Origin of the sequence: Acinetobacter sp. BHS4, assembly GCF_018454425.1 — a bacterium.
Lineage (GTDB): Bacteria > Pseudomonadota > Gammaproteobacteria > Pseudomonadales > Moraxellaceae > Acinetobacter > Acinetobacter pittii.
The window spans coordinates 2,088,903-2,108,516 of record NZ_CP075323.1 but is presented as its reverse complement, the minus strand read 5'-3'; the positions used below and the strand labels follow the sequence as shown (position 1 = coordinate 2,108,516).

Sequence of the window (19,614 nt, the reverse complement as noted above, 5' to 3'; positions counted from 1 at the left end):
TAATCGGCAGTTTGATATGTTCAAGGCAAAGATTCGTTTAGTTTATATCGCCATGATAAGTGCAGGTATTTTTACATTGCAGGGCTGTGATAATGGTAATCAGGGTGCAGAAAAAAAAGTAGAAATTAAGCCAGCACCGAAACTAACCAATGATGCAACTGTTTATGCTCAAAAAGCATGGACATTGATTAACACGGTTGAGCATTTAGTTTATGAAAAACAACTCAGCCAAATTGATGACAAAGTTCGTAAACCTTTACGCCAATTGAGTACAGACTGGCGCATTAATGTAAAAATGACGGACTCAGTGACAGAAGGGAAATATGCACTCTGTCGTAAAGCCCTGACAAGTTTAGATATATGGGCACGCGAAACACTAGAAAACAATAGTTCAGTGGCCCAAAAACAAGCGGACTATGAGCGAGATAAGGCTCAATGTAAGGATGCGATCGATACGCCAAATCTTGGAAATACTTCGCCAAAATAAAACTAATGAATATAAAAAAGCGAGATGATCAATCTCGCTTTTTTTGCTTTTAAACGATAATGAGTGAATGTGAATTACGGTTTTGTGGCAGCTTTAGCGGTGTTGGCAGTTTTCACAGCGTCTTGTTTCATTTGGTGAGTCATTTGCTGTGATTCATGTTGAGCATGTGTCGCGCTGGTCATTGCATCATGTTTTTGAGTGCTTAAGTCTTTTTTAACATCCTGTTTAGTTTTAGTTACCTCTTTCTTGGCTTTTTGAGCTGTAGTTTTTCCATGTACCACTACACATTTTCCACCTTTGTGATTCGGTCCTGTACCGCCTTGTAGTTGAGTTCCTTTTGGACATGCAAATGCCGAAGCACTTAACATAGCCAATACGCCTGCTGTAAGAATTGTTGATAATTTTTTCATGTTAATCAGTGCCTTGTTGAGTATTGTTGCTCAGCTTGAGTGTAGGGTGAAAATATCTGCTTTAACACATTTATTTTGTGGAAATAGAGTTTGAACAATGTTTTGATTTGCAGTGTTATCTAATTTTTTAATTTAATTTTAAGTTTTTATTATTTAGCCGCTTTTAAAAAATTAGCATTGTGCTTGAGCAACTACTTTCAATTTCTCAATATCTAGAATCTCAATTTTTCTAAAAGCAATTTTGATGATTTTCTGTTTTTCGAGTAGGCTCAGCTCATGATTGATCGTCTGTCTAGATGTGGTCAGCATATTTGCCAACTGTTCTTGAGAAATATGAATTTGATGATCTTGAATAAGAATATGGTTACCGTATCCCTCTAAAATGAACAGAAGACGTTGAGCTAGCCGTTGAGAAATACTACGTGTTTGGATAGCAATCTGTTCTAAGAAAACATATCTGAGTTTTTGGCTCGTTAAACGTGCGAAAAAATACCAATAATATGGATTGTCCTTGAGTAGATCATTTAATGGTTTTGCAGGAATATGTAGAACTGTACTTTTTTTCAAGGCAATGGCATCGTGTGAGCGCGGTTTATGGTCAATTAGCGATATTTCACCAAACCACATAATCGGCTCAGCAATTGCAGAAAGAGCTTCATTACCATTTACATCGACATAACCCAAGCTAATTGAGCCTTCAAGCACAGTATAAATGCCATCAAACTCATCTTGAGCGTGGAAAACGTAGCTATTTTTATCAAAAATAATTTGCTTGCCATGTTCTAAAATAAAATTTTGGAATGTTTCTGGAAGCACATTAAACCAAGTGTTTTCTTTTAGTCGGTTAATATAAATTAGATCCAAAATTCGGTCATCCATGAAAAAATTCTTTACTTTGTCAAATAGCTGACAACTTTAAGTTTTCCTTATTTGTACAGTATGACTATATGTTGATGAATAGGGAATAACTCATGTCAAATCTGGAGCAGAAACTGAGCCAATATGCGGCTTATCATTTAAATCATCAAAATATTTTGACGCATTTTATAGGCATTCCACTCATCGTGTTTTCAATTTTATGTTTAACAGCGAGGGCAGGAATCGATATTGGTAATTTTAAAGTTACTTTAGCTATGGTACTGATTGCAGCTAGTACGATCTATTATTTATTTCTAGATAAAGTTTTTGGCTTAATCATGCTCATGATATTGGTGGCTGTGTATCCATTAGCGAGCCAAATTGCCGAACTTTCTTTAGGACAATGGTTGGCTGCAAGTATTGGTTTCTTTGTTGTGGGATGGGCTTTTCAGTTTGTAGGGCATTATTTTGAAAAGAAAAAACCTGCTTTTGTTGATGATGTGATAGGACTTGCGATAGGACCATTATTTGTATTGGCAGAATTTATATTTATGCTAGGTTTTAGAAAGCCTTTGCATGCGCGTATTTTACAAGAGGCGCGTAGTAAACGAGAGACGATGGATTTAAGTCATTAAATATAAAAAAGCCCCAACATACTGGGGCTTTTTTCTTTTTTAAGCTTTAAACTTAAACGTTAAAACGGAAGTGCATTACATCGCCATCTTGAACAACGTAAGTTTTACCTTCTAAACGCCATTTTCCAGCTTCTTTAGCGCCGTTTTCACCGTTGTATTGTACGAAGTCATCATATGCAACAACTTCAGCACGGATAAAACCTTTTTCGAAGTCAGTGTGAATAACACCAGCTGCTTGAGGAGCGGTTGCACCAACTTTTACAGTCCATGCACGAACTTCTTGTACACCAGCAGTGAAATAAGTCTGTAAACCTAAAAGCGCATAACCTGCACGAATAACCACATTTAAACCTGGTTCTTCCATACCCATTGCTTCTAGGAACTCAGCACGATCTTCATCTTCTAATAATGAAATTTCAGCTTCGATCTGGTTGCAAAGAGGAACAACAATTGCGTTTTCTTCCGCAGCAAGTTTTTTAACTGCTTCTAAGTGCGGGTTGTTTTCAAAACCATCTTCTGCAACGTTTGCAATATACATAGTTGGTTTTAAAGTCATTAAACCAAAACCACGAACTAATTTGCGTTCGTCATCAGATAAATCAGCTGCACGCGCTGGTTTACCTTCGTCAAGTAACGGTTGGATTTTTTCTAAAACTGCTTTAGTTGCTACAGCTTCTTTATCACCGCCTTTAGCAACTTTAGTTAAACGTAAAATTGCTTTTGCAACAGTTTCAAGATCGGCAAGTGCAAGTTCAGTATTGATAGTTGCGATGTCGTCTAATGGATCAATTTTACCATTTACGTGAATGACATTTTCGTCTTCGAAACAACGTACAACGTGTGCAATTGCATCAGTTTCACGGATGTTAGCAAGGAATTGGTTACCTAAGCCTTCACCTTTTGACGCACCAGCAACAAGACCAGCAATGTCTACAAATTCCATGGTGGTAGGCAAAATACGCTGTGGTTTTACAATCGCAGCAAGTTTGTCTAAACGTGGATCTGGTACAGGAACAATACCTGTGTTTGGTTCAATGGTACAGAAAGGGAAGTTTTCCGCTGCAATCGCTGCTTTCGTTAATGCATTGAAAAGGGTAGATTTCCCTACGTTTGGCAGACCAACAATACCGCAATTAAAACCCATGAAAACCACTCACAAATGTGTAAATTAAAAATTGTCGCTGATTTTACATGAAAGCCATGACAAAGTCATGGCTAGAGCAGGGTTGTATTGCGTTTAAACTTTACGTTTATCAAGTTGCTGGGCTAATGCATCGCCAGTCGCTTGTACCAACATGACTAAAACAATTAAGACTAAAATGACAGCCACCATAATTTGCATATCAAAACGTTGATAACCATAACGATAAGCAATGTCTCCTAATCCACCTGCACCGATAGCACCGGCAATTGCAGAAGAGTTAATCATAGTCACAATAGTCACGGTAAAGCCTGCCACAATACCCGGCAAAGCCTCTGGTAAAAGCACATGCCAAATAATTTGTTTACGGTTACAACCCATGGCTTGAGCAGCTTCAATTAAGCCTTGGTCGACTTCACGTAAGCTGACTTCTGCAATACGCGCAAAGAAGGGAATTGCCGCAATCGTCAATGGAACAACGGCTGCCCAAACGCCATAACTTGTACCCACAATCCAGCGAGTAAGCGGAATAAGCGCAACCATTAAAATAAGAAAGGGTACAGAGCGAGTAATGTTGATGACCCAACCTAAAGCTTGATTAATCTTTTGTGACGGATGAATGCCGTGCTCAGAAGTACTGACTAAAACAACAGCAATCGGTAAGCCAATTAAAAAAGCAATAAACGCAGATGCACCTACCATGAGTAAGGTATCTACAGTTCCAGTAATTAATAAATCAATGAGCTGGTCGTGCATAGCCAAGTACCTCAAATTGTGCAATTGCAGTTAATGCATCTTGTCGTATAGATGAAATATTAATTTCTACGTTAGGAATACCGACTAAAAGTGAACCAATAATATGCCCTTGAATGGTATCGACCTGACTTTGATATAAATTGACAGGTGCTTTAAATTTGGCAAGTAATTCTTGAATATCCGGAACCTGATGTGCTTCAGCCTCATATTTCAGTTTTACAATAATATGAGTCGAATCTTCATCGGGTAGAGGACTGATTTTAAAAGGCAGGGTAATTTGCTCAAGGTTTAACAATTCTTGAGTAATTTGTTGTTCTGGTCGTGAAAATACAGACCAGACTTGTCCAGCCTCTACTATCTCACCTTGATCAATCACCACCACTTGATCACAAATTTCTCGAATGACCTGCATTTCATGAGTGATGAGTACAATCGTTAGACCCAACCCATGATTAATCTTTTTAAGCAAAGCCAGAATAGTGGCGGTACTTTCAGGGTCAAGTGCAGAGGTTGCTTCGTCACAGAGTAAAATTTCTGGATGGTGAACAAGTGCACGTGCAATACCGACACGTTGCTTTTGTCCGCCTGAAAGTTGCGATGGATAGTAGCCAGACTTATCGGCAAGACCGACGAGTGCTAGAACTTCATTTACACGTTGGTCGATATCTGCTTTGTTGTAATTGGAAACTTTTAAGGGCAATGCCACATTTTCCCAGACCGTTTTTGCAGACATTAAATTGAAATGTTGAAAAATCATTCCAATGCGTTGGCGAGTTTGAATAAGCTCTGAATGACTCAATTCAGCAATGTTTTGTTGATGAATATGAATGCTGCCAGTATTTACTTGTTCTAAGCCATTTAATGTGCGGAGTAGGGAAGATTTTCCCGCACCACTTTTACCAATAATGCCTAAAATCTTACCTTGAGGAATATCAAGGTTAATATCTTTTAATGCATGCAGTTTTTGACCTTGCGATTGGTAAAACTTATTTAAACCGCGAATTTTGATATGGGGTAGAGAAAAATCAACTTGCGATCCAAAACTCACCATCATCATTCTCCTTATTTCCAGCCTTGAAACCACATACCTTTACCAAAGTCTTTATCCAGAATGTCTTGTGCTTGTTTTGAGTTCTGGAATGCTTTAACAAAGGTTGCAAGTTTTTGGTTTTTGTCTTGGTAATCGCGACGGGTCACAAACAAAATTGCATATTTTTTATCGATTGGATCTAAAAATAATGCGCTATGTGGGTCGGTTACTTTTGCCATTTTTAAGTAGTGGGGGAAGCCGAAAATTAAATCGACATCGTTATAGGCATGTGCTGTCTGTGGGCCTTCAACTTCAACGAAGCTCAACTGTTTAGGATTAGCAATAATGTCTTGAGTGGTTGAAAGCTCATTATTTATATCTTTAAGCTGAATTAAACCTGCACGATGCAATAAAATTAAAGCACGAGCTAAATTGACCGGATCGTTTGGAATAGCCACACGGGCATTTGAAGGTAAGTCTTCAAGTGATTTATATTTTTTTGAATATAAACCCACATGACTTCCTGAACCCACACCAAATGCGTGTAAGTCATAACCTGTTTCTTTAACAGCATTACGTAGAAATACGCTTTGCTGGAAAAAGTTTGCATCAATATCGCCGTTTTGTACGGCAACATTGGGTGCTCGCCAATCAGAAAATTCAACGAGTTTGACATGAACGCCTTGCTTCTCTACTTTATTGGCTACGCTTTGTAATAGCTCAGCATAAGGTGGGCTAATACCGATCGTTAAAACATCATCGGCTTGTTTATTTTTAATATAACGGTAACCGACGAGGCCCAGAATTACGATCAAAATCGTAATTCCGAGTAACCAAGGCTTATGCTGTTTGAACTGAATCGCCATAATCTTTCCGTTATTACTTCCAGCCAGGGAACCAAAGTGTTGGCCCAATCTCGGCATCTAACACAGCTTTAACTTTTGGCGAGTTTTGATAGATCTCAACAAATTTCTTTAATTTGTCTCCCTTATCTTGGTAGTCATCACGCACTACAAACAAAATTGCATAACGTTTATTGGTATTGTCATCAAGTAAAAGTGCACTTTCAGGGTCAGCTGTTTTTGCTAAGCGTAGGTAATGCGGATAGCCAAAAGCCAAGTCAACATCATCAATTGCACGAGCAGTTTGTGGTCCTTCAACCTCTACGAATTGCAAATTTTTAGGGTTTGAAACTACATCTTTAAGTGCAGATAAATGATTATTTGAATCTTTAAGCGTAATTAATTTAGCTTGCTGTAAGAGTAGCAGGGCACGACCTTGATTCACCGGATCATTTGGAATGACTACGCGCGCGTTTTGTGGCAATTCATCTAAGCTTTTGTACTTCTTTGAGTAAAGTCCCACATGTGATGCTGCACCCACTGCAAATGCCTTTAATTTAAAGCCTGTTTCTTTAATTGCATTGTCTAAGAAAGGTTGGTGCTGGAAAAAGTTCGCATCAATATCCCCGTGATTTAAAGTAATGTTTGGTGTATTCCAGTCAGAAAATTCGACCAGTTTTACATTTAAACCCTGTTTCTTTGCTTCATCGGCAGCAGCTTGTAAAGTTTTTGCAAATGGTGGGCTAATACCAATCACAAGTTCATTTGAGCCACTTTGGCGATGTTTATTCCAAAAGAATAAAGCAACAATAAGGACTACAACGACTAAGCCTACGCCTAGCCATTTTTTTGAGGCTGTTTGAGCCATGTCTATCTCCAAATTTAAGCGGTTATTTCTTCAATTGTTGTTAAGTTTTCGCTGTTGTTATAGGGACTACATCGGAACGCTTGAACAGGGTGTTGTTTTGGTAATTGATCACCCCGATTAAAAATTTTGTTCCGCAGTGAACCCGTTTTATATGCAGTTTTATAGCGACCACGTTGTTGTAGCTCAGGAATGACCAAGCGAATAAAGTCGTGGTGAGACTCAGGTGCAACTGTACGTGTCAAATTAAAGCCATCAATATCTGTCTCATCTAAAAGATGAATTAAGTATTCAGCAACTTCTTCACCACTACCCACGATGAGGGGATAACGACCACCTAAAACATGCTGAGCTTTTAAGTCATTTTTCGTGATTTGTTGCTCTTTAAACTTTTCGGTAATCGAAACTATGCTGTTACTTTTTTGGTAAGGAATCGCTTCATCGTCGGCAAATTTACTTAAGTCGATGCCAGTTGAACTCGCATAATGCGCTAAGCCAGCTTCAGGGCTTGCATACTGACGATATTCATTCAGTTTCTGTACAGCGAGACCATGTGTTTCGGCCACAACAACAGTTATACCGACAAAGACTTTAATGTCATCTGCTGAACGGCCTTGCTGTTCTGCAAGAGCACGAATCTTTTTCACTTGTTCGCGTATTTTTTCGGGTTTGTCGCCGCCAATAAATACACACTCAGCATGACGAGTAGCGAACTGCATACCTTTGGGTGAAGCACCAGCTTGGAACAGCGTTGGAGTACGTTGCACAGAAGGAGATACCTGAAAGACACCTTCGCTCTGGTAATATTTGCCGTGGTGATGAATGGTGTGAACTTTAGACGGGTCTGTAAAAACACGTCGTGCTTTATCTTTTTTAACGGCGTCGTTTTCCCATGAACCTTCCCAATATTTGTAGCAAAGTTCTAAAAACTCTTCGGCTTGCTCATAGCGGGAATCGTGATCTTTTAAACCTTTTTGACCAATCAAGCGTTCAGCACTATCTAAATAACCCGTTACGATATTCCAGCCAATACGTCCTTGAGTTAAATGGTCAAGACTTGCGAAGCGACGAGCAAATTGATAGGGATGTTCATAGCTCAAATTCACAGTGACCCCAAAACTTAAGTTTTGAGTAACTGCCGCCATAGCTGAAATAAGTGTAGATGGGTCATGGCTCGGAAGCTGAATGGACTCTCTTAAAGTCAAATCAATACCATTTTGATAGACGTCATATACACCTGTAATATCGGCGATGAACAAACCGTCAAATAAACCACTTTCTAAGGTTTTGGCTTGTTCTGTCCAGTAGCTCAATTCGTTAAAACGATGTGATTCATCACGTGGATGTGTCCATAAGCCATGATTGATATGCCCAACACAGTTCATGTCAAAGGTATTTAGTAGAATTTCTTTTGGTTTAAAGTCTGCCATTACAATGTCCCCCGACGAGGTGGTAGAACACCGTTAAGAACATAGTTCCCAATAAAGTAATATTTCCATCGCGCAGCATCATGCAACGTATGTACACGTGCATTACGCCAGAAGCGATCTAGGCCATCTTGTGATTGACTACCACGGCTTCCAGCAAGTTCAATCAGCTTAGACGATGCTTTCAGTGCGATATCGCTACTATGAGCACGCACTTTGGCAACATCAATTGAAGCTTTTGCAATGTTTTCAGGTGTGGTTTCAATTTTTGCGGCATCAATTGATTGAGCTGCTTGTTTTAATAACACTTCACTTGCTCGTACATCTACGGCAATGCGTCCTAGCTCATAAATCGTTAAAGGATCTTGGTTTGCAGTTTCTACATTTGAATCAATCCATGGGCGCGCTTGATGCACTCTTTGCAAGCTTTCTTCAAAGGCTCCACGTGCAATGCCTACTTCAATTGATGCATGCATAATTTGGGCAAAAGGGCCCACTAAGGTTGGCTGTAAAAATGCAGTATCAAAAGGAATAACATCATCTGCATCGACAAAAACCTGATCAAACTTGACCGTGCCGCTGCCTGTGGTTTTCTGTCCAAAGCCAGACCAGTCATCAACAAGTTTTAATCCTTGTGAACCGCTTTTTACAAAGGCTAGATACTCACGCCCAGCATCGTCTAAAACTAAGGTTGGAATACGGTGAGCAAATAAACTTCCTGTGCAGTAAAACTTTTCACCCTGAATCAAATATCCATTCTCATAAGGACGGATATTGGTTTGTTTGTGAGTAGAAGTTTTAGTTTTGAATTCAGCAAGGGCATTACCAAAGCGGGTACCATTTAAAACTTCGCCGTATAATCGTTGTTTTTGAGCTTCTGTTCCAGTATTGCGTAAAACTTCTAAAGCATAAAAATGGTTTTGTGGAATTTGTCCGATTGAACCATCTGCACCGCTTAAAAGTGCTATCACTTTAGCAACTGTATGGCTTGAAACTTCGGCACCGCCATATTGCTTTGGCACTGTAATTGCCCATAGGCCAGACTGGCTCAAAGCATCGATTTCTGTATACGGTAAAATCCGCTTAGCGTCTCGCTCAACAGCGGTTTTTTTAAATTGTTCGGCAAATTGTTTGGCAATTTCTAAAGCTTCAGCATCATTTTGAATAATGTGTGCTTGGCCAGATGCCGAGGTTTGTTTAGTTTGAACTGATTGATATGAAGTCATGACAATTTCTCCTTAAATCCAAGCATGGCGGGCAGGGAAATGACCATTAAGGTAATAATTGCCAATGGCGTGTAATTTCCAGCGGACAGGGTCGTGTAAAGTATGTACACGGGCATTTCGCCAATGTTGATCTAAATTGTGTTGGCTTAAACTTGAACGGCTACCGCCCAGTTCTAGCAACTTTTCAGAAATTTGTAGGGCAGCATCATTGGCATACACTTTCGCTTCAGCGACCAAAATTGAAGCTTTAGCTACTTGTTCATCAGTCACCGTTTGAAGTTGATCAAGTTCATCTAAATATTCAGCAGCTTCATCAAGCAGTAAAATTGCCGCGTCGAGTAAAATATTTAACTTACCTACCTCTTGCAGTGTGTAATGTTCAAAGCTGGCTTTTTCAACCTTTGCATCAATAATCGGGCGTGCTTTATGAATAGTCGATAAAGTATCGTCAAATGCAGCTTCTGCAATCCCCACATCAATGGCAACTTGTAATAACTGAGAATAAGCACCGCGATAAGTAGGGGCTTTAGTTAATAAGCGTTCATCAAAAATGAGTTCTGGATTAACTTCAACATGATTTAATTTAACCGTACCACTCGCTGTCGTACGTTGCCCAAATCCATTCCAGTCATTAATGACTTCAATGCCTTGAGCATCTCGGTTAACAATCACTAAAACCACATGACTATCAGGATGAATTGCTTTAATCGCGAGCCAGTGCGCAAAGCTCGTACCTGTCGAATAAAACTTTTCGCCGTTTAAAATATATTTGCCGTTTTCAACAGTAAGAGTGGTTTTTAGTGTTTTTGAATCATGGGTATTACGTTCTGGCCCACCGTTGGCAAGACGTTTACCTGCTAAAATTTCTGAAAAGATAAATTGTTTTTGTTGTTCTGTACCCATGATTTCGATCAGGTTTAACAGGCTAATCTGATTTTGTGGAATCTGACCAACATTCGCGTCACCTTTACTCAAAATACGGAAAACTTGAGCCAAAGTTTTATTGGAAACAAAAGCACCACCGTATTTTTTTGCAATGCGAATACCACCTAGGCCTTTTTGGCTAAAGTTTTCGATTTGCTCATGCGGTAATAAGCGTTGTTGATCACGTGTATTACGACCCTCTAAAGCATAATCCGCCACTTGATAAGCAGCATTAATCGCTTGTTGATCATTTTGAATGATTTGGACGTATGCAGTCGTTTTTGATAGAGAATTAGACATAATGACACCTTGTATTGCTGTCATTACCTTACAAAAGAAATATTTTTCCACTAAACGAGGACTTATGCTCAGCTTATGAAATAAAGTGCAAAGCATTTTTTTTGCTTTTTAATGAAAAAATAGAGATATTGAAAGATTATAAAAAACAATAGTTTAAGTTTGTTATGCGGAAAAATAATAATAGAATTGGTTTTAATATGAAAAAGAGCAATAAGTACGGTAAAAAAAGATATAAAAAAAATAGACTTAAGTGTCAGTGAAAAATGAGCACAATATCCATTGTTTTAACTAAAAATAGCTTCTAAAGTATCTACTTACCGACGACCATTTTTGTACAAATAGTCAAATAAAAATAAACGTGGAGATTTTATGCGGGTTTTGTATCAGTTTCCTTTGTCCCATTATTGTGAAAAAGCTCGCTGGTTGTTAGACCATAAAGAACTTGATTATGTGGCTCATAACTTAATTCCAGGCTTTCATCGTGCTTTTGCACAACTCAAAACAGGCCAAAATTTACTGCCTATTTTGAAAGATGATCATCAATGGATCGCTGAGTCGACTAAAATTGCACTTTATCTGGATGATACTTATCCAGAGCATTCACTGTTACGTCGTGATGAACAATTAAGACAGCAAACATTAAAAATAGATAGCTTGGCTGATGAGCTGGGTATTCATGTCCGTCGTTGGGCTCTAGCTCATACGTTGGCGCATGGAGACCATGCTTTAGAAATTATGATGGGTGAACAAGGCTATTTACGTCAGTTTGAAAAAATATCGAAGCCATTTCTCAAAACACTGGTAAAGAAGAACTATAAACTTGAAGAAGAGCTAGTCAACCAGTCAAAAGAACGTATGGATGAACTCATAAATGAACTAAATAACTGCTTAATCGAAAATCAGGCACGTTATATGGTAGGTGATCGCTTAAGTCTTGCTGATATTTCTGTATGTTCTATGCTTGCTCCTTTATTAGAAATAAAGGGTACACCGTGGGAGCGGGAAGAGGCTGAAGGTGTTTCGGAAGAATGGAATAACTATCAACAAAATTTACTCGATTTACCTCTAGGTCAGTATGTTTTAAGAATATATCAAACTGAGCGTAATGCGCGAGTAGATTGGCGCGGAATTTAAAATTATAAAATGCCCTGAGAAAATCGGGGCTTATTTTTATCTTTGCTAGTTATTTTATTAATGTAGATATTACTATCAATTTTCTAAATGATTTTTATTAAGCCATTTGTTTATATTATTTTGATGCCAAAATTACTTTCTACAATATAAATTCCATTTTATCTAAATGACTAATAACTTTAATTTTTATGATTTTTTGGAAAATACAATTTTTCTAAATACTATTTTTAGCCAAAGTTAAGCTACTTTATTGTGCATGTGTTTACAATGTAATCAATAATTGCCACATTTAAGTGTAAATAGATGAGCTTAATAATAGACAGAAGATTAAAACATAGATTAAAGTAGAAACATGTGAGCAGTTTTAAAGGTATTAATTCTGCAAAACAGATTGAATAGAATAAGTGAAGCAAATGGATGGGTCCGACTTGGAAAAGTTGGCTCGATAATTGCAATTTAATAAAAAATCACTCTATTGCTCTATATGAATGATTCTATAGATAAATAGAGAGAATGATCATCAAGGAGTTCTTATGAAACGTTCTGCAACCTCTCTCATTATTTCAACAGTTATGCTTTGTACGGTTGGCGCTACTTCTCAAATTCAAGCAGCAGATACATTAGCTAAAATTAAAAGTACCGGAAAAATCGTAATTGGTCATCGAGAATCCTCAGATCCAATTTCATATGTTGTTGCAGGTAAACCAGTAGGTTATGCAGTCGATATCTGTAACCAGTTTGCAAATGACATTAAAAAAGAATTGAAAATGCCTAGCTTAAAAGTTGAGTACAAGGCAGTAACTTCATCAACACGTATTCCTGAGCTTTTGGCAGGCAATATCGATATGGAATGTGGTACCACTACAAACTCTAAACAACGTCAGCAACAAGTCGGTTTCTCAACTAACTACTATGCAACAGAAGTGCGCATGGCTGTTAAAGCAAACTCTGGTATTAAAAGTTTGGCGGACTTAAATGGTAAAGCAGTTGTTACTACTCAAGGAACTACATCTGACAAATACATCAAGATGAATGAAAAAGGTCAGGCAGTTAATGTTCAAAATATTTATGGTAAAGATCATGCTGACTCTTTTGCCATGATGGCATCTGGCCGTGCTGCTGCATTTGTAATGGATGATAATATTTTAGCAGGCTTGATTGCTAAGTCTTCTACACCTAAAGCTTTCGCAATTGTAGGTCCGGTACTTTCATCTGAACCTTATGGAATTATGCTTGCTAAAGATGATCCAAAATTTAAAGCGGTTGCAGACCGTACTGTAAATAACTTGTGGAAAACTGGTAAAATGGACGCTTTATATAAGAAGTGGTTCTTATCTCCAATTCCACCAAAAAACACGAATTTGAACATGCAACAAAGTTCATCTTATAAGAAATTAAAAGCTAACCCAACAGATGCAGGAATCTAACTGGATCTTTTTGTCCTAAATTTACTTGTGTAAGTGTAAAGATTCATTTGCACAAGTGGTCTATTTTCTAAAGATATTAATTTAAGGGGCAAACATGTCAGTCGGCTCGCTAAACTGGACTATATTCTGTGCGGAGTCTAATGAATATGGTGTCGATAAAGCCGCATGGGCAGAATCAGTTTGTAAAGCTATTGGTAGCTCAAGCTACAATGCTTATGCTGAGGCACCCACATGGTTACAAATGTTAGGTTCAGGCGTGTTCACTATGGTTTGGACAGCTATTATAGCCTTTCTTATCGCATTTTTATTAGGTTCTCTCCTAGGGGTAATTCGTACATTACCCAACAAACCTCTCGCATTTATCGGCAATTGTTACGTTGAAATTTTCCGTAATATTCCACTTATTGTGCAACTATTCTTTTGGGCTTTTGTTTTTCCCGAGTTTTTACCGGACAGCTTAAGTGCAGGTAGTGGGGATGTAGTTGCTGGTGGTTGGTGGAAAAATATTTTAAATCAGCAACCTGCGGTTATTGGTGTTTTTGCATTAGGTCTCTACACGGCTGCCCGTGTATCTGAGCACATACGTGCCGGAATTAATACCGTTTCTCGTGGACAGAAGTTCGCAGCTTCCGCTATGGGTTTTACTACTGCACAAAGCTATCGTTATGTCATTTTACCGGTTGCATATCGTACCGTATGGCCAACGATTACATCTGAAGCAATGAACGTTTTTAAAAATTCAGCTGTTTTATATGCGTTGAGTGTGTTGAATTTCTTTGCTTACACGAAAACCATGCGTGAAGAAACTTCTCAGGACATTATCATTCTTATTCTCTCTACACCTGTTTATTTGATTATCACTTATAGCATTAAGTTTGTGATGGCATGGATTGAGAAACGAATGGCTGTACCTGGCTTAGGTTCAGGAGGGAAGTAATCATGGATTTTTCTTTATTACAAAACCCTGATGTGATCGCGGCACTCAAAGAAGGTTTCATTTTTACGCTTACTGTAACGGTATTAGCAATGATGGGCGGTATCCTAATTGGAACCCCATTGGCAATGATGCGTTTATCTAGCAATGCCATCGCAAGTAATTTTGCAAAATTTTATGTTGATCTGTTTCGTGGTATTCCACTGATTCAGGTGATCTTTATCTTCTACTTTTTGTTGCCGAAAATATTTGAGTTCCAATCTGATACCTATTGGGGTCCGTTGTTTTCGAGCGTTGTAACTTTTGCCATTTTTGAAGCAGCTTTTTTCTCGGAAATTGTACGTTCTGGAATTCAGTCTATTTCAAAAGGTCAGGTACATGCAGGCTACGCGCTTGGTTTTACCTATGGTCAATCAATGCGCTACGTGGTTTTACCTCAAGCCTTTCGCAACATGCTTCCGGTATTGTTAACTCAGACCATTATTCTGTTTCAGGATGTGTCGTTAGTTTATGTGATTAGTGCACCAGACTTTTTAGGTCGTGCAGATACATTAGCTAATACTTATGGACCTGAAACGAAAGCAACATTCTATTTAATCGTCGCTGTAGTGTATTTCTGTAGCTCGTTTGTGCTGTCGCATTTAGTCAAACGCTTACAGCAAAAAATTGCCATCATTCGCTAATTGGAGATTTTAAATGCCAATGATAGACATCCAACATATCTCTAAATGGTATGGTGATTTTCAAGTTTTAACAGATTGCACGACGAGTATTGAAAAAGGTGATGTCGTTGTTGTTTGTGGACCATCTGGTTCAGGAAAATCGACACTCATCAAAACAGTAAATGCTTTAGAACCATTTCAACAAGGTGACATTGTTGTTGATGGAATTTCGCTTAAAGATCCAAAAACAGATCTTGCTAAATTCCGTTCACGAGTGGGAATGGTCTTTCAGCACTTTGAACTTTTTCCGCACATGACTGTTTTGGAAAATTTGACGATTGCTCAAGTTAAAGTGTTAAAGCGTTCAGTTGCAGATGCTCGTGCAAAAGGTCTGAAATATTTAGAGCGTGTAGGCTTACTTGCTCATAAAGATAAATTTCCGGGGCAGTTGTCGGGTGGTCAGCAGCAACGCGTAGCGATTGCACGTGGCTTGTCTATGGACCCAATCTGTATGTTGTTTGATGAACCAACTTCTGCACTTGATCCTGAAATGGTTGGTGAAGTTCTTGAAGTTATGGTGCAGCTCGCACATGAAGGCATGACCATGATGTGTGTTACTCATGAAATGGGCTTTGCTAAAAGAGTATCTAACCGTTTAATTTTTATGGATGAAGGTAAAATTTTAGAAGATTGCCCAACCCATGAATTCTTTGATAATTTAGAAGCTCGTCATGAGCGTGCTAAACTTTTCTTAGAAAAAATTCAGGCGATGCACTAATAACCCTAATAAAAAAAGAGCCATTAAAGGCTCTTTTTTTATATCTAATTTTTAGAAGCTATACTTTGCTAGCAGGTTGATACGTGAGTAATCACCCTTGTCACCTGCAAAAGTTTCACGTTGACCGTAAGTATATTCTGCTCCTAAATCAATATTTTTAACTGGGTTCCAGATTAAATTGACTAAAGCGTTATAAATTTCTTTGTTATAGCTGGTATTGGTTAAATTGTTATTTGCATAGACATTATCATCTTTGTATTGAATACCGCCTACAGCAAAAGTAGAACGTAGAATAGGGCTCCATTTACGTTGATATCCAATTACTGCGCTATCAAATTCACCTAAATTAATATCCTGTGTTGTGGTGTCATAGTTATAAGCTGAATTGCTATAAAGTAAATAACGGCCATCACCTTTAACATGATAGTAGTTAGCAACCACGCTATCTTGGGGCGTTAAATCATATTTACCACCAACGCCTACACCCCAACCAAATTTTTCTTCTGAAGCACTATCTTTTGGAGCTACACGGTTTTCATGGGCAAGACCATGTAACTGTAATAGGCCTTTGTTATTCGTAGTTTTGAAATCATATCGTGCTGTTAAAGCAGGAAAGCGGCTTCCACCAGCAGCATTACCAGCTTTTTCAACATCACCACCTTCTAAGGCAACTAATATTTTCTGTTGTGCATTAATTGGCTGAGTGTATCTAACCTGTACTGTTCGTGTAGTACCTGTACCAATAGCGCCATTAAAATCTACTGTCTCTGGTGATGTATCGGTATTTACAAAAGGTGAGGTCGTTTGACCAGCTAACCATTTTCCTAAAGACATATAGGCATGGCGAACACGGAAAGTACCATTGCCATTATCTCCATTCCCACCCATGAAATCGGCTTCAATTTTACCTGTTAAATCTCCATATTGAGTTGGACGAGTAATATCTAAGCCAATTCGTGAAGTTGCTGCAGATACATTTAGTGAGTCTTGTTTAGGGTCATCTTTATTCAGTGGATAATTGGCACCATTTGAAATACTGCCATTTGAACCTTTAAAGTCATAGGTTGCATCTGCGCGAACACTACCATAAAGCTTGACTTGAGTTTGTCCATCGACCATAGCCATCCAACCTGGTTTTGATGCAGGTGGTGTAGGGGTGGCAGGTAGTGCGGGACTTGTTGCTGGAGCAGTGACAGTTAAAGCTGTTTTTTGTTGATCAGATAGTTTCTGAACGAGTTGTTTTAACTCCTTTACTTCATCACGTAAGGCGTTAACTTCAGCATCTGTAGCGGCATGCACAGGCATCGTCACGCTCATTACACCTAAAGAACTCATTGCTAACACTAGTGTTTTGATCTTATTCACAGGAACTCCCCCGACATGGATAAAAATTTTCCTGCAAATACATAACAAAAATGATGCCAACTTTACGAAGCTTTAAAAATAGTCAATTTTTGATGATTACTTCCTTTTTAGCCTTAAATGGTAGTGAGAATAAGGATTCTGAATAGATAAATCAGATTTAAGCATAAAACTGACTCTCTAAAATGAACCGCCTCTGACACTACTTGCACGTTTAAAAGGCATAAAAGAATTAAGCTCTATAAAAGAAAAAGAGTTTTGCTGTCCATAAACCTTTGTATTTTCAATGCAGAGGTGGTGGTATAGGGTTATACTGTCTTTACTGTGAAATTCTGGCTGGAGATTAAGAGTGGAGTTAGATCGTTTTGATAAACAAATTCTAGAAATTTTGTCTCATGAAGACTTAAATTTGAATGAACTTTCAGAACGGATCAATCTGTCAGTCAGTTCTGTGCATCGCCGTATTAAGCACCTGATTGAAGCCAATATCATGGGGCAGCTCAAAAGGGAAATTAATTTTAGTAAGCTTGGTTTTACTTTACATATTTTATTGCAAGTTTCATTGAGTAAACATGATAGTGAAACATTTGATAAGTTTCTGTCTGAAATAGAAGCAATTCCAGAAGTAACCAATGCATTCTTGGTAACGGGTCAGAGTGCCGATTTTATTTTAGAGCTTGTAGCACGCAACATGGATGACTACAGTGAAATTTTATTAAGACGTATTGGAAAAATCGACAACGTAGTTGCTTTGCATTCTAGCTTTGTCATTAAAGAATATAATGTGTTCAATTGCTATAACTTGCTCAACAAGCTATAAAAAAACGCACCATTTGGTGCGTTTTCTTTGATTCAAATGTTTGATTTAAGCATCAAGTTGAGCCAAAACCTCATCCGAGAATTCAACGTTAGTATAAACGTTTTGTACATCGTCAAGATCTTCAAACATATCAATCATTTTAAGAATTTGTTTTGCTTGGTCAACATCTGTAATTTCAGCTTTTGTAGATGGGCTCATCACAACTTCTGCGTTATCAGATTTTAAACCAGCAGCAGTAAGGGCATCTTGTACTTCACCGAAAGTTTCTGGTGAAGTGATTACCAAAATTTCATCTTCTGAAACTTCAATATCTTCAGCGCCAGCTTCTAAAGCAACTTCCATGATTTTATCTTCTAAAGAAACATCTTCAAAAGTAATCTCACCACGTTTAGTAAATAGATAAGATACAGAACCCGCAGTTCCTAAGTTACCATTTGTTTTACTAAAACAGTGACGTACGTCTGGTACTGTACGGTTTAAGTTATCTGTCATTGTTTCAACAAGAACAGCAACCCCGCCAACACCATAACCTTCATAAGTTACTTCTTTTAGATCATCATTATCTTCACCACCAGCACCACGTTGGATAGCACGGTTAATGGTGTCACGTGTCATATTAACTGAGAGAGCTTTTTCAACTACTGCACGCAGACGAGGGTTGCTAGCAGGATCTCCACCACCAAGTTTGGCAGCAGTCACAATTTCACGAATATATTTAGTAAAAACCTTACCGCGACTTGCATCTTGTTTAGCTTTACGATGCTTAATATTGGCCCATTTAGAATGACCCGCCATGGACGTGAACTCCAAAAAAAGAAAATGCAAAAGTGCTGGAATATTAGCATAGGCTTGGTTTTGTTGAAAACTGTTGCCCTGCGTTTTGTTAGCCAATTGAATAAGAACAATAAGCTTAAGACCTAATGATTGAGATTAGGTCAAATCAAGTCCAATTTGATTTAGTTAATTTTTACATCTATACCAAATTGAGCGTACAGCTCTTTAATGGTTTCCAAGTCTTTTTGTAAATCAGTCGGGTAAATTTTACCTAAAATCCCACCTTGTTTACTTCGAGCATTGGCATACATTAAAACAATAGGAACATTGGCTGCTTTTGCAATATGCCAAAAACCTGTACGGATAGGCTTACGTTCAGAGCCATCTTTAGCACGTGTAGCTTCTGGAGCAATCACTAAGTTAAAAGTTTCATGGGTTTGAAATTGTTCAACCATTTGCGAAACGATATCTTTACTTGCTTTACGATCAACAGGAATGCCACCCAATTTTTCTAAAATTGGCTTAAGTGGGCCTTTGAAAAGTTCTTTCTTTATTAGAGTATGAATTTTGATGTCTAACATTTGGAAGAGGGCAATCGAGAGCACTGCATCTAGATTTGAGGTATGTTCAAAGCCAATAATAACTTGTTTTTTCTCAAGAATTTGTGGGTCTACATTGTAGGTCCAACCAACGGCTTTAAAGATAGAGTTACCTAGAAATTTTTTCATACATCAGTGCAAATTGATAAATTTTCAGGATTCTAATATGAGTTTGTAAAAAAGCCTAGAAAAATTATGAAAGCTAAAGTAGAGCACAAAAGTT

21 protein-coding genes are annotated in these 19,614 nt (G+C 38.1%); 8 read left to right on the top strand and 13 right to left on the bottom strand.

The genetic code is table 11. The features are described from left to right. Window positions 1-16: 16 nt before the first annotated feature. Window positions 17-487: a hypothetical protein gene (locus KIP84_RS10085; RefSeq protein ID WP_025469827.1), complete on the top strand. Its 471-nt coding sequence runs from the start codon at window positions 17-19 to the stop codon at window positions 485-487. A 74-nt stretch (window positions 488-561) separates the two neighbouring features. Here the strand turns inward: KIP84_RS10085 and KIP84_RS10080 are convergent, their stop codons facing one another. Continuing rightward, the gene (locus KIP84_RS10080) at window positions 562-897 is read right to left on the bottom strand and encodes a hypothetical protein (RefSeq protein WP_213688388.1); all 336 of its coding nucleotides are present in this window, start codon (window positions 895-897) and stop codon (window positions 562-564) included. A 171-nt stretch (window positions 898-1,068) separates the two neighbouring features. Next, window positions 1,069-1,776 (bottom strand): Crp/Fnr family transcriptional regulator, encoded by a 708-nt coding sequence (locus KIP84_RS10075; protein WP_213688387.1) that lies wholly within the window; start codon window positions 1,774-1,776, stop codon window positions 1,069-1,071. 92 nt (window positions 1,777-1,868) lie between these two features. Between KIP84_RS10075 and KIP84_RS10070 the strand changes: the two genes are divergently transcribed. Beyond that, on the top strand, window positions 1,869-2,390 hold the full coding sequence (locus KIP84_RS10070) for an Mpo1-like protein (RefSeq protein ID WP_213688386.1): 522 nt from the start codon (window positions 1,869-1,871) through the stop codon (window positions 2,388-2,390). A gap of 52 nt (window positions 2,391-2,442) precedes the next feature. Here the strand turns inward: KIP84_RS10070 and ychF are convergent, their stop codons facing one another. The 8 genes from ychF to KIP84_RS10030 form a co-directional block, all read right to left on the bottom strand. Further along, window positions 2,443-3,534 (bottom strand): redox-regulated ATPase YchF, encoded by a 1,092-nt coding sequence (gene ychF / locus KIP84_RS10065; RefSeq protein WP_002050104.1) that lies wholly within the window; start codon window positions 3,532-3,534, stop codon window positions 2,443-2,445. Window positions 3,535-3,627: 93 nt separating this feature from the next. After that, window positions 3,628-4,287, bottom strand: a complete 660-nt coding sequence (locus KIP84_RS10060) for a methionine ABC transporter permease (protein ID WP_017386774.1) — start codon at window positions 4,285-4,287, stop codon at window positions 3,628-3,630. Next, window positions 4,268-5,344: an ATP-binding cassette domain-containing protein gene (locus KIP84_RS10055; RefSeq protein ID WP_213688385.1), complete on the bottom strand. Its 1,077-nt coding sequence runs from the start codon at window positions 5,342-5,344 to the stop codon at window positions 4,268-4,270. Before KIP84_RS10055 ends, KIP84_RS10060 begins: the two co-directional genes overlap by 20 nt. A gap of 5 nt (window positions 5,345-5,349) precedes the next feature. Then, window positions 5,350-6,183, bottom strand: coding sequence for a MetQ/NlpA family ABC transporter substrate-binding protein (locus KIP84_RS10050; protein WP_213688384.1), 834 nt, complete (start codon window positions 6,181-6,183; stop codon window positions 5,350-5,352). A gap of 13 nt (window positions 6,184-6,196) precedes the next feature. Then, the gene (locus tag KIP84_RS10045) at window positions 6,197-7,027 is read right to left on the bottom strand and encodes a MetQ/NlpA family ABC transporter substrate-binding protein (RefSeq protein WP_039760684.1); all 831 of its coding nucleotides are present in this window, start codon (window positions 7,025-7,027) and stop codon (window positions 6,197-6,199) included. A gap of 14 nt (window positions 7,028-7,041) precedes the next feature. Continuing rightward, the gene (locus tag KIP84_RS10040; protein ID WP_213688383.1) at window positions 7,042-8,454 is read right to left on the bottom strand and encodes an LLM class flavin-dependent oxidoreductase; all 1,413 of its coding nucleotides are present in this window, start codon (window positions 8,452-8,454) and stop codon (window positions 7,042-7,044) included. Further along, window positions 8,454-9,677: an SfnB family sulfur acquisition oxidoreductase gene (locus KIP84_RS10035; protein WP_213688382.1), complete on the bottom strand. Its 1,224-nt coding sequence runs from the start codon at window positions 9,675-9,677 to the stop codon at window positions 8,454-8,456. The genes KIP84_RS10040 and KIP84_RS10035 overlap by 1 nt, the downstream gene beginning before the upstream one ends. Before the next feature lie 12 nt (window positions 9,678-9,689). After that, entirely contained in the window at window positions 9,690-10,925 is a 1,236-nt protein-coding gene (locus KIP84_RS10030) for an SfnB family sulfur acquisition oxidoreductase (RefSeq protein ID WP_213688381.1), read from the bottom strand. Between the two features lie 345 nt (window positions 10,926-11,270). Here KIP84_RS10030 and KIP84_RS10025 point away from each other — a divergent pair, with 345 nt between their 5' ends. From KIP84_RS10025 to KIP84_RS10005, 5 genes are all read left to right on the top strand, one after another. After that, window positions 11,271-12,035 carry a glutathione S-transferase family protein gene (locus KIP84_RS10025; RefSeq protein WP_005076380.1) on the top strand — a complete coding sequence of 255 codons (765 nt, stop codon included), beginning with the start codon at window positions 11,271-11,273 and terminating at the stop codon, window positions 12,033-12,035. 533 nt (window positions 12,036-12,568) lie between these two features. Then, complete coding sequence (locus tag KIP84_RS10020) at window positions 12,569-13,462, top strand: amino acid ABC transporter substrate-binding protein (protein WP_002114541.1); 894 nt, start codon at window positions 12,569-12,571, stop codon at window positions 13,460-13,462. 94 nt (window positions 13,463-13,556) lie between these two features. Then, complete coding sequence (locus KIP84_RS10015) at window positions 13,557-14,399, top strand: amino acid ABC transporter permease (RefSeq protein WP_002114400.1); 843 nt, start codon at window positions 13,557-13,559, stop codon at window positions 14,397-14,399. Window positions 14,400-14,401: 2 nt separating this feature from the next. Then, on the top strand, window positions 14,402-15,079 hold the full coding sequence (locus KIP84_RS10010) for an amino acid ABC transporter permease (RefSeq protein WP_213688380.1): 678 nt from the start codon (window positions 14,402-14,404) through the stop codon (window positions 15,077-15,079). 13 nt (window positions 15,080-15,092) lie between these two features. Beyond that, a complete protein-coding gene (locus KIP84_RS10005; protein ID WP_174723884.1) occupies window positions 15,093-15,836 on the top strand; it encodes an amino acid ABC transporter ATP-binding protein in 744 nt (247 codons plus the stop codon). A gap of 51 nt (window positions 15,837-15,887) precedes the next feature. Here KIP84_RS10005 and KIP84_RS10000 read toward each other — a convergent pair whose 3' ends face one another. Then, entirely contained in the window at window positions 15,888-17,201 is a 1,314-nt protein-coding gene (locus KIP84_RS10000; RefSeq protein WP_213688379.1) for a DcaP family trimeric outer membrane transporter, read from the bottom strand. A gap of 346 nt (window positions 17,202-17,547) precedes the next feature. Between KIP84_RS10000 and KIP84_RS09995 the strand changes: the two genes are divergently transcribed. After that, entirely contained in the window at window positions 17,548-18,018 is a 471-nt protein-coding gene (locus tag KIP84_RS09995) for an Lrp/AsnC family transcriptional regulator (RefSeq protein WP_002050132.1), read from the top strand. A gap of 45 nt (window positions 18,019-18,063) precedes the next feature. Here KIP84_RS09995 and KIP84_RS09990 read toward each other — a convergent pair whose 3' ends face one another. Then, window positions 18,064-18,813: a YebC/PmpR family DNA-binding transcriptional regulator gene (locus KIP84_RS09990; RefSeq protein WP_002114471.1), complete on the bottom strand. Its 750-nt coding sequence runs from the start codon at window positions 18,811-18,813 to the stop codon at window positions 18,064-18,066. Between the two features lie 161 nt (window positions 18,814-18,974). Continuing rightward, entirely contained in the window at window positions 18,975-19,520 is a 546-nt protein-coding gene (locus tag KIP84_RS09985) for a 1-acyl-sn-glycerol-3-phosphate acyltransferase (RefSeq protein ID WP_002114566.1), read from the bottom strand. Window positions 19,521-19,614: the final 94 nt, after the last annotated feature.

Excerpts from the sequence above, each read along its gene's own strand:
- KIP84_RS10085 (WP_025469827.1), top strand. The coding sequence starts at position 17 with ATGTTCAAGGCAAAGATTCGTTTAGTTTATATCGCCATGATAAGTGCA.
- KIP84_RS10080 (WP_213688388.1), bottom strand. The coding sequence starts at position 897 with ATGAAAAAATTATCAACAATTCTTACAGCAGGCGTATTGGCTATGTTA.
- KIP84_RS10075 (WP_213688387.1), bottom strand. The coding sequence starts at position 1,776 with ATGGATGACCGAATTTTGGATCTAATTTATATTAACCGACTAAAAGAA.
- KIP84_RS10070 (WP_213688386.1), top strand. The coding sequence starts at position 1,869 with ATGTCAAATCTGGAGCAGAAACTGAGCCAATATGCGGCTTATCATTTA.
- ychF (WP_002050104.1), bottom strand. The coding sequence starts at position 3,534 with ATGGGTTTTAATTGCGGTATTGTTGGTCTGCCAAACGTAGGGAAATCT.
- KIP84_RS10060 (WP_017386774.1), bottom strand. The coding sequence starts at position 4,287 with ATGCACGACCAGCTCATTGATTTATTAATTACTGGAACTGTAGATACC.
- KIP84_RS10055 (WP_213688385.1), bottom strand. The coding sequence starts at position 5,344 with ATGATGATGGTGAGTTTTGGATCGCAAGTTGATTTTTCTCTACCCCAT.
- KIP84_RS10050 (WP_213688384.1), bottom strand. The coding sequence starts at position 6,183 with ATGGCGATTCAGTTCAAACAGCATAAGCCTTGGTTACTCGGAATTACG.
- KIP84_RS10045 (WP_039760684.1), bottom strand. The coding sequence starts at position 7,027 with ATGGCTCAAACAGCCTCAAAAAAATGGCTAGGCGTAGGCTTAGTCGTT.
- KIP84_RS10040 (WP_213688383.1), bottom strand. The coding sequence starts at position 8,454 with ATGGCAGACTTTAAACCAAAAGAAATTCTACTAAATACCTTTGACATG.
- KIP84_RS10035 (WP_213688382.1), bottom strand. The coding sequence starts at position 9,677 with ATGACTTCATATCAATCAGTTCAAACTAAACAAACCTCGGCATCTGGC.
- KIP84_RS10030 (WP_213688381.1), bottom strand. The coding sequence starts at position 10,925 with ATGACAGCAATACAAGGTGTCATTATGTCTAATTCTCTATCAAAAACG.
- KIP84_RS10025 (WP_005076380.1), top strand. The coding sequence starts at position 11,271 with ATGCGGGTTTTGTATCAGTTTCCTTTGTCCCATTATTGTGAAAAAGCT.
- KIP84_RS10020 (WP_002114541.1), top strand. The coding sequence starts at position 12,569 with ATGAAACGTTCTGCAACCTCTCTCATTATTTCAACAGTTATGCTTTGT.
- KIP84_RS10015 (WP_002114400.1), top strand. The coding sequence starts at position 13,557 with ATGTCAGTCGGCTCGCTAAACTGGACTATATTCTGTGCGGAGTCTAAT.
- KIP84_RS10010 (WP_213688380.1), top strand. The coding sequence starts at position 14,402 with ATGGATTTTTCTTTATTACAAAACCCTGATGTGATCGCGGCACTCAAA.
- KIP84_RS10005 (WP_174723884.1), top strand. The coding sequence starts at position 15,093 with ATGCCAATGATAGACATCCAACATATCTCTAAATGGTATGGTGATTTT.
- KIP84_RS09990 (WP_002114471.1), bottom strand. The coding sequence starts at position 18,813 with ATGGCGGGTCATTCTAAATGGGCCAATATTAAGCATCGTAAAGCTAAA.
- KIP84_RS09985 (WP_002114566.1), bottom strand. The coding sequence starts at position 19,520 with ATGAAAAAATTTCTAGGTAACTCTATCTTTAAAGCCGTTGGTTGGACC.